Raw genomic sequence first — 14979 nt, forward strand, 5'->3', positions numbered from 1 at the left:
GTTTGACATACTATTATGTTTTGTAAATGGCGACCTGGAAGAGACTCGAACTCTCGACCTCCAGCGTGACAGGCTGGCATTCTAACCAACTGAACTACCAGGCCGCTTGGATGGATATTAAATTTGGGACGAAAGTCGGGCTTAGTGATCCGGTGGTTCCGAGTGGAAGGGCCATCGCTCAACGGATAAAAGCTACCTCGGGGATAACAGGCTTATCTCCCCCAAGAGTCCACATCGACGGGGAGGTTTGGCACCTCGATGTCGGCTCGTCTCATCCTGGGGCTGAAGCAGGTCCCAAGGGTTGGGCTGTTCGCCCATTAAAGAGGCACGCGAGCTGGGTTCAGAACGTCGTGAGACAGTTCGGTCCCTATCCGTCGTGGGCGTTAGATATTTGAGAGGAGCTGTTCCTAGTACGAGAGGACCGGAACGGACAAACCACTGGTGCACCAGTTGTTCCGCCAGGAGCATAGCTGGGTAGCTAAGTTTGGAAGGGATAAGTGCTGAAGGCATCTAAGCACGAAGCCCCCCTCAAGATAAGATATCTCACCGAAAGGTTAAGGTCCCTGATAGACGATCAGGTAGATAGGCTGGATGTGGAAGTATGGCAACATATGGAGCTGACCAGTACTAATCGACCGAGGTCTTGATCCAAGAATTTATACACTGTGCTGTTTTGAATGATCACTGCGTGATCATAAAAGACAATTGATAAATGCAATAATAATTAAATAGTTAATTAATCTCGCGACGATGGCGGAAGGGCCACACCTGTTCCCATACCGAACACAGAAGTAAAGTCTTCCAGCGCCGAAAGTACTTGGTGGGCAACTGCCTGGGAGGATAGGACGTTGCGGGATTTTAAATAATCCTCAGTAGCTCAACGGTGGAGCACTCGGCTGTTAACCGATAGGTTGCTGGTTCGAATCCAGCCTGGGGAGCCATTAAGGAACAAAGCGGGTGTGAAGCAGACCGTTTCATATCCGCTCTTTTAAGCAAGGCCCCTTGGTCAAGCGGTTAAGACACCGCCCTTTCACGGCGGTAACAGGAGTTCGAGTCTCCTAGGGGTCACCAAATTTAATATCCATCCAAGCGGCCTGGTAGTTCAGTTGGTTAGAATGCCAGCCTGTCACGCTGGAGGTCGAGAGTTCGAGTCTCTTCCAGGTCGCCATTTACAAAACATAATAGTATGTCAAACAATTATCATTAAGCTGATGTGGCTCAATTGGCATAAGTAGAGAGCCCAAAATTGACGAGAGTAGCGAGTCAAAATTTTGGTGCGAATCACTTAGTTATCTGTAGTGTATTAGCAGTAAGTAATTCAATGTATCAATACTTTTTTATTAAGCTGATGTGGCTCAATTGGCAGAGCAGCTGATTTGTAATCAGCAGGTTAACGGTTCGAGTCCGTTCATCAGCTCCATTTTTTTGTCAAAATTCGGATGGGAGAATGCCCGAGTGGCTAAAGGGGGCGGACTGTAAATCCGTTGACGACGTCTACGATGGTTCGAATCCATCTTCTCCCACCATCATGACCCATTAGCTCAGTTGGTAGAGCATCTGACTTTTAATCAGGGTGTCGGGCGTTCAAGTCGCCCATGGGTCACCATTAAAAAAGCTAACCGCATGATTTGCGGTTTTTTACTTTTTTGTTAATAAAATTCAACAAAAACATCATTTGTATGAAATAATTACTTGCAGAAGAATGGATTTGTTGTTATAATATAAGCGTTGCGGAAGTGGCTCAGTGGTAGAGCACTGGCTTCCCAAGCCGGGGGTCGCGGGTTCGAATCCCGTCTTCCGCTCCAATAAGATGATCGTCAAAACGTAAGTGTAAAGTTGTGTATAACAATTTTGCACTTTTTTATTTTTCTCTAAAATAGTTCTAACTTGACTCATATAAATTTGGAAGTGAATTACAAATTCCTGTAAAAATTATCAGTAATAACTGATAGAATTGAGATTGCTATAAAAATTTTGTGGTAGTTTAATCGACAGTCATTTTTTAACGTCGGAAAATTACTCGTTATTGTTGCTATTTTCCGAAGTAGTATTTTATTCGCATTTAATTTTTGTTAGTTAAATCACAAACATACAATCATTATAAATTCAGATCCAGAATATCGTTTTGTAAAGCATTGCAAAATCCCATCCGACAGGGATTCTTGGTGATTTTACTAAGACGATAAGTATGTATTTCTTAAATCATCCGAGAAAAGAATCATTTAACTAAAAAACATCAATGACAAATTAAAAGTTATAGAATATAATGGAATCCTAAAAGAAGGGAGAAATAAATTTATGGTTAATTTGACAATTGATGGACAAAAAGTTAGTGTCGAACCAGGAACTACAATACTGAAAGCAGCACGTTCCATCGGTATCGACATTCCGACATTATGTAATTTTAAAGACTTCACACCGGAAGGCAGCTGTCGTATGTGTCTTGTTGAAGTCGTTGGAGCGAGAAGACTTGAAACTTCCTGCTCAACTCCAGTAGCGGAAGGTATGGTGGTTAATACCAATACGCCGGAGGTAAGAGAAGCGCGCCGATTTGTATTAAAAATGCTCATGTCAGATCATACCTTTGACTGTATGACATGTTATAAATATGGTTGTTGCGAATTTGTTGAATTCAATGCGAATTGCATTGAATATGATGCGGTTAAGGCTTTCGGTACCGAACGGGTGATGACAAAACCCATCGATGATTCCAATCCGTTTTATACCTATGATCCCAATAAATGTGTACTCTGTAATCGATGTATCAAAGTTTGCGAACACCTTCAGTGCAACCATATTTTAGCCCAATGTGACCGTGGTTATGAAACCAATATCAATCCGGTTTTCGAAACGCCCAGAGGGAAATCAGAATGTGTCAGCTGTGGTAACTGTATTGCAGTCTGTCCGACTGGTGCATTGGCACCGAAACAGTTTAAACCCTTTGCCTATGCCAAAACAGTTCAGACTGTTTGTCCATATTGCGGAGTAGGCTGTACCTTGAATTTAAAAATAATAGATAATAAGATTACTGACATTTATAGCACAGAAGGAAATGTTAATGACAATCTTTTATGTGTCAAAGGACGCTTTGCTTATGATTTTGTCAGCAGCCCTGATCGTTTAACAACGCCGTTAATCCGCAAAAACGGTGTTCTGGAAGAAGCAAGCTGGGAAGAAGCCTTAAACTTAGTAGCAGAGAAACTAAAAGAAGCTAAAGCAGAAGGTCCTCAGGCAGTTGCGGGGCTGTCTTCAGCCCGATGTACGAATGAGGATAATTATGTTTTCCAGAAATTTATTCGTACTGTTGGTGAAACCAACAACGTTGATCATTGTGCCCGACTTTGTCATGCTTCAACTGTTGCCGGTCTGGCTAAATCATTTGGTAGTGGGGCGATGACCAATAGTATTGATGAAGTGGATTTAATGGATGTTATGTTTGTTACCGGCTCCAATACCACCGAAACTCATCCGGTTATTGGTGCTAAAATAAAACAGCGACAACAAAAAGGGGCAGCTCTGATTGTAGCCGAACCACGAAAAATCGAACTGGCAAAATACGCCGATGTATATTTACAGATTAAACCGGGAACCAATGTCCCATTACTTAATGGAATGATGCGTGCCATTCTGGACGCTGGTCTGGAAGATAAAAACTTTATCAATGAACGAACCGAAGGCTATGCAGCGTTTAAAGAATTTATGGATACGCTGACTGTTGAAGGATGTGCTGAAATCTGTGGTGTTGATCCTGAAGATATGCGTAAAGCGGCACTTCTCTATGCAACCAAAGACAAGGGTGGAATCTTTTATTCCATGGGTGTCACACAGCATAAAACCGGTACCGATGGTGTTATGTCAACCGCCAATCTGGCGATGCTGACTGGAAAAATCGGCCGTGAAGGATGCGGTGTTAATCCATTGCGTGGTCAGAATAATGTTCAGGGAGCCTGTGATATGGGCGCATTACCAGGCGATTTGCCAGGTTATCAGAAAACCGCCAACCCGGAAGTGGTGGAAAAATTCGAAAAAGCCTGGGATGTCAAACTGCCACAAAATGCTGGCAAAACACTGACTGAAATTATTAATGGGGTCGGCGACGGAACCGTAAAATTCTTATACGTCATGGGCGAGAATCCAGTTGTTTCTGATCCGGACACAAATCATGTTAAACATGCTCTTGAAAAAGCCAATTTTGTTGTAGTCCAGGACATCTTCTTAACTGAAACGACAGAGTATGCGGATGTTGTCCTGCCAGCCTTTGTATATGCTGAAAAGGATGGTACCTTCACCAATACGGAACGCCGTATTCAGTTACTCCGAAAAGCGGTAGAAGCTCCCGGAGAAGCTAAGAATGACTGGGAAATTATTTCTTTAATTGCTCAGAAGCTGGGAGCCAAAGGCTTCGACTTTAACAGTGCAGAAGAAATCATGGATGAGATTGCCTCTGTAACTCCCAGCTACACCGGGGTTTCTCATGAACGACTCAGAAATGGCGATCGGATTCAATGGCCATGCCTGAGTAAGGATTCAGAGGGGGCAAAATTCCTCCATGCTGAAAAATTCACACGCGGTTTAGGGGCCTTTATGATTGCCGATTATATCCCACCTGAAGATCAGGCTGATGAAAAATACCCACTGATTCTGATGACCGGTCGTATTTTGCAGCACTATCATACCCGAACCATGACCATGCGGACACCAGGAATCGAGGAAATCGCTGGTGACCCATTTGTCGAAATCAATCCCGAAACAGCTAAAGAATATGACATCAATGAGGGAGATTTCATTACCGTTACGTCGCCCAGAGGAAATGTTTCTGCAAAAACCCGTTTCAATAAGGGAATTATGGAAACGAATCTGTTCATGCCATTCCATTATGGAAACAGCGGTGCTAATCATCTAACCGGCGGAGAATTAGATCCAATAGCTAAAATTCCACCATTTAAAGTTGTCAAAGTCAATATTAGTAAGTAAATAGTCACAAACCAAAAAGGGTGCGCATAAGCACCCTTTTTCGATTAAAGGAGGATGGATTTGAAGAAGTTTGGTACAGCAGTAATCTTGTCGGGGGGCCTCAGTCGACGAATGGGATATGACAAAAAAAAATTACGGATTGATGGCGAAAATATCATCAATCGCATTGTTAAACAGCTTTCCTTAGATTTTGAAGATATTATTATTGCCGGATCAAAACCAGAAGATCTGCCCGAAATTGCTGGGATTCGGGGTGTGTATCCAGATGCTGTGGAGGTGTCGGCATCCCTGGTAGGTATTTATACCGGTCTTTTGCATGCCCGATCTGAGTATCTTTATGTAACAGCTTGTGACATGCCGGTTTATAATCATGATTATGTGGTATACATGAAGCGACTGATTGAGAACAATCCTGATGTAGGTGGTTGCGTTACCCGTTTTGAAGAGTGGATCGAACCCTTTAATGCGTTCTATCGTGCTGATCTTGGCCCTAAAGTAGCTTCTTTCCTGGAAACAGGGCGCAAGAGCATTTATAAATGCTTTGAGCATGAAAATCTCTATTATATTGATGAGAAAAAAGGGCGAGAGTTCAGTCCCGACTGGGATATGTTCTGCAATTTAAATACCCCCAGTGAGTTAAAAAATCATATCAAAAAAAGACGAGACTTGATTTAATCGGGATCGTGCGGCATAATATAAATCTGAAGGTCATGCCGGTAAATGATTCGGATCGGTGGCCTTTAAAAAGGAGTAGTATGAGTTTTAATGTATCACTGATTAGTTTTTTTGTCCTGATAATTGCCTATTTTATCCTGGTGGAGATATTTACCGTGCTTTTTCGTCTGACCGGTCTGCGGGAAGATAAGGCCCGTTTTCAGGCGGTATCCTGTATGACGAACAGCGGCTTTACCACGAGAGAAAGCGAATTGATCCTTAATTCGGCGGCGAGGCGTAATTTGGCTCGAGTGATGATGCTGTTTGGCTATCTGTTTGCGGTTTCCGGGGTTTCGCTTTTAGTCAATTTATTTATTCGTTCTTCAGGGGATCAGATCAATTGGATGACAATACTTTATTCACTGGTTTTTCTTGTGGTAATTTTAGTGATAACCCGATCAAAATGGATCATCCGAAAATTTGATGAATTAGTGGAGCGCCTGGCTAAAAACAAAACAAAGGGAGCATTTTGTAATAATGTTCGCATTCTGGAAATGTTTCACGATAAGCTCATCGCTGAGGTTTTTGTAACCTGCATTCCCCCGGAGATCAGAGATAAAACCTTATTGGAAATGAATTTTCGGCATACCTATAAATTAAATGTTTTGTTAATCAAACGGGGGAATATAATCATGGATCATGTTATTTCTTCTGATGAAATTAAACAGTGAGACCGGGTTTTGATCTATGGTTCAAAAAATAATATAATGGAATTATTTAAAGACAGCATATAAAATATAAAAAAAGTTTCAAAGTGGGTTGACAAAGCCTACGTATTTTGTTATTATAATCAAGCACGTTACAGATGACAGCATTGCTTAGCGGATGTGGCGGAATTGGCAGACGCGCTAGACTTAGGATCTAGTATCGAATGATGTGGGGGTTCAAGTCCCTTCATCCGCACCAATTATAAGCGGAAGTGGCTCAGTGGTAGAGCATCGCCTTGCCAAGGCGAGGGTCGCGGGTTCAAATCCCGTCTTCCGCTCCAAAATTTAATAAATTTGAAGCGATTTGGGCGATTGTCCGAGTCATTCTTTTTAATCTACTTATGTGCGCCCATAGCTCAATTGGATAGAGTGCCTGGCTTCGAACCAGTAGGTTGGGGGTTCGAGCCCCTCTGGGCGTACCATAAACGTGCTTAAACAGTCATTCGTGGCTGTTTTTTATTTACCCGAAAGTTTGTTGAATGTCATCTGATCAAACGTAATAAGAATAGGAAAATGAAATGAAACCAGAAATCAGTATTAACAAAGCAATTTTACATGTTTTGGATACCAATGCAAGTATCCCGGTGTTATCGGACATGCTTTTAAATATGACGGTGTTGATCAAAGAATATGTCGAAAAACATGTGTTAAGATCGCTAAAGGATCCGGAAATTAAACGAACCATGTTTCGGGTGGGGAGTCCTTTTAAAGAGCGAATCATTGATTATAAGAATAATCCCCATGAGCTGATCCGAGTTAGCTCTGAAATATCGCAGTTGTTTTTTGACTATATGCTGGAAAATATAGAGATACCCTCCGCCGATCTGGTTTTTGTGGACTTTAACATCGAACATGAAAACTATCTGGGAATTTTCAAATTTAATTACAAACAGGGATACATCCACTACGTCAATACCGACAATGGTCTGACAAATGATATTCTGGTTCAGCCCTGTGTACTGCCAACGGAAAGTCAGAAACTGGATGAGTTTATTCTTATCAACCTGGCCAGCGATGAGCTGCTTCTAAAGGAAAAACAATATCTGATCAATAACGAGAAGGCTTATTATATTTCCAGCCAATTGATTTTTTGTGAGCCGGCGATTTCCGAAAAGGAGGCTTTTGACATTATTGATAAAACTGTCAAAGAAGTGATTGTCAGAGAATATGGCGGTGATTATGAAAAGCTGAATGCAGTTAAAACGGTGTTGGCAGGCGACTATGAAACCGAAAACGAAATTGATGTCGATAATCTGGCTAAAGTCGTTTTTGATGGGGATTCGACCATTCAGGAGCGTTTCAGATCGTCGTTGGAAGAAAAGGGGCTTTATGATAAAAGGATTCCGGTTACGTCAAATATCGAAAAGAAAATATTCAGTAAGCAAAAGTTCATTACCGATACCGGTATTGAAATCAGTATCCCTACGGATCAGCTAAAGCGAAATGACATTATCGAATTTAAAAATAATCCGGATGGTACCATTTCGGTGGAGATCAAAAATATCGGGCTTTTAAACCACAAGTAACGATCTGCTGTCACCAGGATGGTATTCGCTACGATGAGCGAAAGATTTGGAAGGAAGAATTTTATGGATAGGCAAAAGACATATAAATTAATCGAAAAAAACACTTTTACCTCGTGTGTTCCATTGATCAGCGCCAATCGTAATGAACTGTTGGCTGATGTTGAAGTGGGGGTGGCAAATGGCTGTGATTTTCTGGAGTGGCGTCGGGATCATTTTATGCCGGGAGAGATTCTTACCGTTGCAGACGAACAGGAATTGTTAAGTGAAATGAAAATCAGAATGCCTGATCAGGGGTTGATTTATACTTATCGCAGTCATTGTGAAGGTGGTGTTGTCGAAACTTCCGATGAGATTCGAGCAGCTGCGGTGATTGCTGCAATAAAAAGTAACCGGGTTGACTATGTGGATGTGGAACTTAACAACGAGGCTGCTTTTTTGACAAGGATCAAAGAGGCTCTTAAAACAAGTGAGACTCAGTGGATTGTATCATACCATGATTTTGGGAAAACTCCGGCTTCAGCTAAGATATGGGATATTTTTACAGCCATGGAGGAGGCCGGTGGAGATCTACTTAAGTTGGCAGTAATGCCCCAGTCAACGGACGATGTTCGCCGTCTGATGCAGGTAACACTCACCTATAATGAGAAATTTCCCAAAGCGATGATTGCCATTGCCATGGGAGTAAAGGGATCAATAACGCGCATCGCCCCCGAACTGTGTGGTGGTTCACTGACTTTTGTGGCTGGCGCCGGGAAAACTGCCCCTGGACAGCTTAGTTTGGAAGAAGTAGTGGATATAAGGAAAAAAATGGCTCTGATTGAATAATCAGAGCCATTTTTCAGTCCAGCAGCTTATGCATCCAGGGGGTGTCGGAAAAACGAAAAACCAACCACCGGGAAAAAAGAGCACAGAGGATGCCAATGATAATCCCGGCCAGAACATCGGTGGGGTAATGAACAAAAAGGTAAAGTCGTGAAAAACAAACCAGCAGAGCAAAACCCAGAAAAACCCAGCGTATTCGGTCTTTGCGGGTAATGAGATATGCCCAGACAAAGGCAAAAACGGACGAGCTGTGACCGGATGGAAAAGAAAAATCGGCCTGAATGGGTAACAGCATTTCGATCTCGTACAGGGTATAGGGGCGGGGTCTGGCCACCAGTGGTTTAAGTGTTAAATTAACAATCAAAAGATTTAATAGGAGTGAAACGGCAATGACGAGACCCGTTAAACGGGTTTCTTTTTTTATTAGCAGAAACAGTGTAAGAATAACCGTTAGAATACCATCGCCCCATAAATTAGTGATAAAAATAAAAAAAACGTTAAGCTGTTCAAAAACCAGATGCTGATGAATCCATATTAAGATGTTGAGATCCATTAGTTTGCTCCATTGGATGTCTCAAGATCCTTAATGCACCAGTCGATGGGCGCAATTCCCTGGGCTTGCAACAGCTGGTTAGCTTTGGAAAAGGGCCGACTGCCAAAAAAACCACGGTGGGCTGACAAAGGACTGGGATGGGCGGATTCAATGATGGGATGATGGCGGTTGGTAATTAGAGATTTTTTGTTTTGGGCATCCCGGCCCCAAAGAATAAAAATAACTGGTTCAGCTCGGGTGTTTAACAATTTTATGATCTGACTGGTAAAAATCTCCCAACCTGCATTTCGATGAGAACCTGCTTCACCACCCCGGACGGTGAGTACGGCATTGAGTAGCAGCACTCCCTGTGTGGCCCAGTCGGTCAAACAGCCATGGCGGGGTATCGGGCAACCTAAATCAGCTTCCAGCTCCTTATAGATATTTTGCAGCGAAGGGGGAATTGCTACGCCAGGTTTGACTGAAAAAGCCAGGCCATGGGCTTGCCCGGGACCGTGGTAGGGGTCTTGGCCAATGATACAAACCTTTGTTTGCGACAATGGCGTCAGGTGAAAGGCATTGAAGATATCATGCATGGGGGGGTAAACAACCCGGTTCTGATATTCGTTAATCAAAAAATGCCGCAGGTTCCGGTAGTAGTCGGATTTTAATTCGTGTTGAATGGGTTGTTCCCAATCGTTGTCAAAATGGATAGCCATCGTTTATTCTCCTAAATATAGTGGTGATGAGTGGATTTGGGTAAGTTAATGTCTTGATTATACACTATAAAATTGGATTATAACCATGATTTTTATTTGAATCAGGGAGGGACTGTGTTATAATGAATAAAGTATACAATATTATGAGTGCAATGTGAGGAAAGATGAATAAGGTTGTGTTAAAGGCCAAAGCTAAAGTGAATCTATCTTTGGATGTTGTTGGCATCCGGGAAGATGGTTATCATGAAATGAAGATGATTAATCATTTAATCGAATTGGATGATATATTGACCTTTGAATCCTGTGCGACGGGAATTAGTTTAACGTCCAACGAGGATACCATTCCTCTGGATGAGCGAAATCTGGTGATCAAAGCAGCCCATAAACTGCAGCGTCAGTTCGATGTCAAACAGGGAGCTAAAATTCATCTGGAAAAGCGAATTCCAACTCAGGCTGGCCTGGCTGGAGGCAGCAGTGATGCAGCGGCTGCCTTAAATGGTCTGAATCGTCTTTGGCAACTGGGGCTAACGCAATCGGAGCTTTTGGCAATTGGCGTTACCATTGGGGCAGATGTACCGTACTGTCTGGTTGGTGGTACGGCTCTGGTAGAAGGGATCGGCGAAAAAATCACTCCGCTAAAAGACCTGAGGAAAATGATAGTTCTGGTGGTAAAACCAGATATTGATATCGCCACCCCCTGGGCCTTTAAAAAACTGGATGAATCAATGATCGAAAATCATCCGGATATTCCGGAGATTATCAAGCTGTTGCAGGATGATGCGTATGATATGTTAAAAATGAAACTGGGAAACGTTTTTGAAGCCGTAGCTTTTGCCGAATATCCTGAAATAAAGACGGTTAAAAACCAAATGATGGAACAGGGGGCTTTGGCCGCCGTCATGACCGGTAGCGGGTCGACGGTCATTGGGTATTATCAGAACCATGAATTGGCGGAAAAATCCTGGCGATTTTTCAAAGAAAAATATACAATGTGTTTTTTAAGCAACACTGAAGAAGGAGAAAACGATGTGGGATGATAAAAAAGGCTTAAGTCTTGATATAAGTTCCTGTAAGCCATTGCGGGAAATTGTTTTTGAAACCATCCGCTGCGCTATTATTACCGGTGAACTCCAACCGGGACAGCGTTTAATGGAGGTTCAGTTGGCTGAACAGATGGGCGTCAGCAGGACTCCGGTGCGAGAATCCATCCGGAAGCTTGAACTGGAGGGGCTGGTAAAAATGGTACCAAGAAAAGGTGTCTATGTGACACCAATGTCAGTGAACGATCTCAAAGAAATGATGGAAATCCGCCGGGCACTGGAAGGGTTGGCAGCTGAGCTGGCGGCCATGAATGCCACCAAAGAGGAAATCAGCAGGCTCTATGAAGCTAACGAATTGTTTGGAGAGTCGGCGTTGCATAATGATGAAGAGGGAATCATCAAACATGATATGCAGATTCATGAAACGATTTATACTGCATCAAAAAATGTCAAATTACAGGCAATGATCAATAGTCTGCGGGAGCAGATGCAGCGGTTTCGGGCTGAATACGTCCATCGCATTGAAGATAAAACGCCGCTGGTCAATCAGCATATGGAAATAATCAGACAGATCGAAAAGGGTGAGTGCCGAAAAGCCAATCTGGCCGCCTGCGATCATATCTATACGACTGGCGACAGCATGCTTGGTTTGCTCAAAAAAAACGAGTAGACAAAAAACGCCTCCCGGGATAAGACAATTTTTGTTTTATCCCGGGAGGCGTTTTGTTTAGCTGCAGTATTTTTAATTGATCTACTCCAGACTACCAAAGTCATTGTTTTCCAAAAAATTTTTATTGGTGAACAGCGCAATGACAAGGATAATGCTCCCACAAACTACAAAGATGTCGGCGAAATTAAAGATCGCAAATTTGATAACTCGAAAATCAAGAAAATCCACGACAAAATTCAGACGCAGGCGATCCAGTAAATTCCCGGCAGCACCGCCGATGATGAAGGCAAGAGCGGTTTTAATAACTCGATTCTCCCGGATATCTGGTATCTTGATTAAAAAATAGATGAGAACCCCAATAAAAACCAGGGTCATAAGAATTAAGAAAATCTGTTTATTAGTCATCAGACTGAATGCAGCACCGGTATTTTCGACATAGGTTAAATGAAAAACATCAGGAATAAGTGGTAAGGTATCAATCGGTTTTATATGGGCAACGACCAGGTATTTCGAATACTGGTCAAGAAATATAGCAAAAAGAATAATAGCGATATAGATCATGATTTCTCCTAAAAAAAGAATTAACTATAAAAATATTATGATAGATTTCTCTAAAAGACAAGGAAAACTTTAAAATATACGGGTATTAATGCGGTTTTGTTTAATCATAATTTAAGAATCTGGCTGAAACTGCTTTAATTTTTTCCGGTTAAATGTTAAGATATAACTCGAATTAAAAACAGTATTGGAGGAGCGGTTGAAATTTAAAATCGATCAGGAACTTGTAAAAAAATACAGCTATCTGTTAGTGGGGATACTTATCCTAATTTTGTCATATAAATTATTGGATAATTTTGGCGTCGTTACCCAAACACTAAGTGGCATGATTACCAGAACTCTGGAAGTATTGATGCCGATTCTGTTGGGTGTAGTGCTGGCATATTTTTTATTCCGGCCAATGCGGGGAGTGGAAAAGTTTATCTTTAAAACGGTTCCCCGAAGCCAAAACAAGGCCCGGGTGGTTCGCTTGCTTTCAATTCTGATTGTCTATGTGATCACCATTATCTTAATTGTATTGTTTTTTTATGCGACGATTCCATCGGTGATCGAGAGTCTGACCGGTCTGATTGCCCAGACTCCCGAGTACTTAACAATCATTGATAACTATCTGGGAGAAAGTCTGGCTAAAGGTGGAGCCGCACAGGATATTTTAACTGAACTGAAGGTAGCAATCGATAGTCTGCAGAATATGACGGCAATGGATGTACTCAATCAGCTGACCACATATTTTGGGGCTAATCCGGACTCCATTAAAAATATCGGTAATTTTGCCTTTGTCTTTTTAAAAGGAACCATCGGCTTTGTCATCAGCTTTTTTATTGTTTTTTTTGTTGGGCTCTATTTAATGCTGGATAAGGAAAAAATCAGTGATCAGGTCGATCGTTTTGCTAAAGCGGTGTTAAACAAGACCTTATACAATGGAAGTCATTGGGCGATCCTGACCATTGATGAAATTTTTTACAAATATTTTACCGGAAAAATTCTGACATCAATGCTGATTGGATTTTTATTTTATCTGGGACTTTTGGTGATTGGCGTGGATTATGCACCCTTATTTGGTGTGATTGTTGCCGTTACCAATGTGATTCCATATTTTGGTCCAATTATTGGGGCGGTACCGGCTATTGTCATCACCTTTATTGATGATCCGTCCAAGGCCTTTTGGGTGGCAATCTGGATTCTTGTTGTCCAGCAGTTTGATGGTAATGTTTTAGCACCAAATGTGTTGGGAAAAATTGTCGAGCTCAATCCCTTCTGGGTATTGTTCTCAGTTATTGTCGGGGGCAGTCTTTTTGGCCTGTTGGGGATGTTTGTGGCGATTCCGATGTTTGCAGTGATCAAAGTGTTTTTTGAAGAAGGACTGACTCGGTGGGAACGAAAAAAAGAGGCGCTTGAAAAACTACAGGGATAAACAGTAACAAAACTATTTAGAATAATTGCGGGGGAAACCCCTTGAATAAGGAAAGGACAGAGATAAATGGAAAGTGTATTTGACGTATTGCAGGAGCGGGGCTTTATTGAACAATGTACCCACGAAGAAGAGATAAAAAAATTACTGGCGGAAGAATCCGTTTCTTTTTATATTGGTTTTGATCCAACGGCTGACAGTCTTCATATTGGACATTTCATTCAGATTATGGTGATGGCTCACATGCAACGTCATGGCCATCGACCGATTGCCTTAATCGGAGGTGGAACCACGATGATTGGTGATCCTTCTGGCCGATCTGATATGCGTCAGGTGATGACGTTGGAACGGATTGTTGAGAATGGTGAAAAATTCAAAAAGGTCTTTGAAAAATTTCTGACCTTTGAAGATGACAAGGCGGTGATGCTCAATAACGCCCAGTGGTTGCTGCCGCTTAATTACATTGACTTTTTACGGGAAATTGGAACCCATTTCTCAGTTAACCGGATGCTGACGGCGGATTGCTATAAATCACGGCTCGAAAAAGGACTGACCTTTTTGGAATTTAATTATATGCTGCTCCAGGCCTATGATTTTTATGTGCTGCATAAAGAACAGGGCTGTAAGATGCAGTTTGGTGGCAATGACCAGTGGTCAAATATTATTGCTGGCGTTGAGCTGGTTCGTCGCAAAGATGCAAAACAGGTCTATGGCATGACTTTCTCACTACTGACCACCAGTGAGGGTATTAAAATGGGCAAAACAGCCAAAGGGGCATTGTGGTTGGATCCGGAAAAAACATCGCCCTACGAATTTTACCAGTACTGGCGAAACATTGCCGATGCTGATGTGGAAAAATGTCTGGCGCTTTTGACCTTCATTCCGATGGATGAGGTGCGGCGTTTGGGAGCCCTTAAAGACTCCCAAATCAATCAGGCCAAGGAAATCCTGGCGTTTACCGTTACTGAGATTATCCATGGCACGGAAGCAGCTCAGGAAGCTCAAAGTGCGGCCCGCAAGCTTTTTGCTGGCGATCAGGGAGATGCTGAAATTCCAAGTGTGGATTTATTGCAAGCGGAATTGGGCGACGGCATGGATATCCTGTCAATACTCGAAGTGGCGAAGTTGATCCCTACCCGCAGTGAGGGACGTCGTTTGATTGACCAGGGCGGAGTTCTGCTAAATGGTGAAAAAGTATCCGATTTTAAACGGCTGGTAACACTGGCAGATTTTAAAGACAAGAAAATTGTTCTCAAAAAGGGCAAAAAAGCGTTCAAGCAAATTAATTTAGTATAGAAGGTGACCA

At 42.3% G+C, this 14979-nt stretch carries 12 protein-coding genes, 10 tRNA genes and 2 rRNA genes; 21 read left to right on the forward strand and 3 right to left on the reverse strand.

Annotated elements, in window-relative coordinates; translation table 11 throughout:
* From BI182_RS14475 to aroD, 17 genes are all read left to right on the forward strand, one after another.
* A 23S ribosomal RNA gene (locus BI182_RS14475) occupies positions 1-651 on the forward strand; the annotation flags it as partial.
* Positions 652-740: 89 nt separating this feature from the next.
* Positions 741-857: ribosomal RNA gene (gene rrf / locus BI182_RS14480) — 5S ribosomal RNA — on the forward strand.
* 9 nt (positions 858-866) lie between these two features.
* A tRNA-Asn gene (locus BI182_RS14485) sits at positions 867-941 on the forward strand.
* Between the two features lie 55 nt (positions 942-996).
* A tRNA-Glu gene (locus BI182_RS14490) sits at positions 997-1071 on the forward strand.
* 20 nt (positions 1072-1091) lie between these two features.
* Positions 1092-1168: transfer RNA gene (locus BI182_RS14495), tRNA-Asp, on the forward strand.
* 176 nt (positions 1169-1344) lie between these two features.
* Positions 1345-1420, forward strand: a tRNA-Thr gene (locus BI182_RS14500).
* 21 nt (positions 1421-1441) lie between these two features.
* Positions 1442-1526, forward strand: a tRNA-Tyr gene (locus BI182_RS14505).
* Between the two features lie 4 nt (positions 1527-1530).
* A tRNA-Lys gene (locus tag BI182_RS14510) sits at positions 1531-1606 on the forward strand.
* 124 nt (positions 1607-1730) lie between these two features.
* Positions 1731-1805: transfer RNA gene (locus BI182_RS14515), tRNA-Gly, on the forward strand.
* Between the two features lie 493 nt (positions 1806-2298).
* Positions 2299-4974 (forward strand): formate dehydrogenase subunit alpha, encoded by a 2676-nt coding sequence (gene fdhF, locus BI182_RS14520; protein ID WP_070369912.1) that lies wholly within the window; start codon positions 2299-2301, stop codon positions 4972-4974.
* A 60-nt stretch (positions 4975-5034) separates the two neighbouring features.
* Positions 5035-5649, forward strand: a complete 615-nt coding sequence (locus BI182_RS14525) for a molybdenum cofactor guanylyltransferase (protein WP_286808922.1) — start codon at positions 5035-5037, stop codon at positions 5647-5649.
* An 80-nt stretch (positions 5650-5729) separates the two neighbouring features.
* The gene (locus BI182_RS14530; RefSeq protein ID WP_286808923.1) at positions 5730-6359 is read left to right on the forward strand and encodes a hypothetical protein; all 630 of its coding nucleotides are present in this window, start codon (positions 5730-5732) and stop codon (positions 6357-6359) included.
* Positions 6360-6509: 150 nt separating this feature from the next.
* Positions 6510-6594, forward strand: a tRNA-Leu gene (locus BI182_RS14535).
* Between the two features lie 7 nt (positions 6595-6601).
* Positions 6602-6676, forward strand: a tRNA-Gly gene (locus BI182_RS14540).
* A gap of 64 nt (positions 6677-6740) precedes the next feature.
* Positions 6741-6817, forward strand: a tRNA-Arg gene (locus tag BI182_RS14545).
* 96 nt (positions 6818-6913) lie between these two features.
* Positions 6914-7921, forward strand: a complete 1008-nt coding sequence (locus BI182_RS14550) for a nucleoid-associated protein (protein ID WP_148637289.1) — start codon at positions 6914-6916, stop codon at positions 7919-7921.
* 63 nt (positions 7922-7984) lie between these two features.
* A complete protein-coding gene (aroD, locus tag BI182_RS14555) occupies positions 7985-8746 on the forward strand; it encodes a type I 3-dehydroquinate dehydratase (RefSeq protein WP_286808931.1) in 762 nt (253 codons plus the stop codon).
* Between the two features lie 13 nt (positions 8747-8759).
* On the opposite strand, the gene BI182_RS14560 is transcribed toward aroD, so the two are convergent.
* Positions 8760-9296, reverse strand: a complete 537-nt coding sequence (locus BI182_RS14560) for a phosphatase PAP2 family protein (protein ID WP_286808944.1) — start codon at positions 9294-9296, stop codon at positions 8760-8762.
* Entirely contained in the window at positions 9296-9994 is a 699-nt protein-coding gene (locus BI182_RS14565; protein WP_070369918.1) for a uracil-DNA glycosylase, read from the reverse strand. The genes BI182_RS14560 and BI182_RS14565 overlap by 1 nt, the downstream gene beginning before the upstream one ends.
* Positions 9995-10158: 164 nt before the next feature.
* Here BI182_RS14565 and ispE point away from each other — a divergent pair, with 164 nt between their 5' ends.
* Positions 10159-11031 carry a 4-(cytidine 5'-diphospho)-2-C-methyl-D-erythritol kinase gene (ispE, locus tag BI182_RS14570; RefSeq protein WP_148637291.1) on the forward strand — a complete coding sequence of 291 codons (873 nt, stop codon included), beginning with the start codon at positions 10159-10161 and terminating at the stop codon, positions 11029-11031.
* Positions 11021-11704, forward strand: a complete 684-nt coding sequence (locus BI182_RS14575) for a GntR family transcriptional regulator (RefSeq protein WP_070369920.1) — start codon at positions 11021-11023, stop codon at positions 11702-11704. Before ispE ends, BI182_RS14575 begins: the two co-directional genes overlap by 11 nt.
* An 81-nt stretch (positions 11705-11785) precedes the next feature.
* Here BI182_RS14575 and lspA read toward each other — a convergent pair whose 3' ends face one another.
* Positions 11786-12265 (reverse strand): signal peptidase II, encoded by a 480-nt coding sequence (gene lspA / locus BI182_RS14580; RefSeq protein WP_070369921.1) that lies wholly within the window; start codon positions 12263-12265, stop codon positions 11786-11788.
* Between the two features lie 196 nt (positions 12266-12461).
* Here lspA and BI182_RS14585 point away from each other — a divergent pair, with 196 nt between their 5' ends.
* Positions 12462-13676, forward strand: a complete 1215-nt coding sequence (locus tag BI182_RS14585) for an AI-2E family transporter (protein WP_242871564.1) — start codon at positions 12462-12464, stop codon at positions 13674-13676.
* 66 nt (positions 13677-13742) lie between these two features.
* Entirely contained in the window at positions 13743-14969 is a 1227-nt protein-coding gene (gene tyrS / locus BI182_RS14590; protein WP_070369923.1) for a tyrosine--tRNA ligase, read from the forward strand.
* Positions 14970-14979: the final 10 nt, after the last annotated feature.

This window comes from Acetobacterium sp. MES1 (assembly GCF_002237635.1).
In the GTDB taxonomy this organism is placed as follows: Bacteria; Bacillota; Clostridia; order Eubacteriales; family Eubacteriaceae; genus Acetobacterium; species Acetobacterium wieringae.

Bases quoted from the DNA above. Each gene is read 5' to 3' on its own strand.
- BI182_RS14560 (WP_286808944.1), bottom strand. From the start codon at position 9,296: ATGGATCTCAACATCTTAATATGGATTCATCAGCATCTGGTTTTTGAA.
- lspA (WP_070369921.1), bottom strand. From the start codon at position 12,265: ATGATCTATATCGCTATTATTCTTTTTGCTATATTTCTTGACCAGTAT.
- fdhF (WP_070369912.1), top strand. From the start codon at position 2,299: ATGGTTAATTTGACAATTGATGGACAAAAAGTTAGTGTCGAACCAGGA.
- tyrS (WP_070369923.1), top strand. From the start codon at position 13,743: ATGGAAAGTGTATTTGACGTATTGCAGGAGCGGGGCTTTATTGAACAA.
- BI182_RS14530 (WP_286808923.1), top strand. From the start codon at position 5,730: ATGAGTTTTAATGTATCACTGATTAGTTTTTTTGTCCTGATAATTGCC.
- BI182_RS14575 (WP_070369920.1), top strand. From the start codon at position 11,021: ATGTGGGATGATAAAAAAGGCTTAAGTCTTGATATAAGTTCCTGTAAG.
- aroD (WP_286808931.1), top strand. From the start codon at position 7,985: ATGGATAGGCAAAAGACATATAAATTAATCGAAAAAAACACTTTTACC.
- BI182_RS14565 (WP_070369918.1), bottom strand. From the start codon at position 9,994: ATGGCTATCCATTTTGACAACGATTGGGAACAACCCATTCAACACGAA.
- ispE (WP_148637291.1), top strand. From the start codon at position 10,159: ATGAATAAGGTTGTGTTAAAGGCCAAAGCTAAAGTGAATCTATCTTTG.
- BI182_RS14550 (WP_148637289.1), top strand. From the start codon at position 6,914: ATGAAACCAGAAATCAGTATTAACAAAGCAATTTTACATGTTTTGGAT.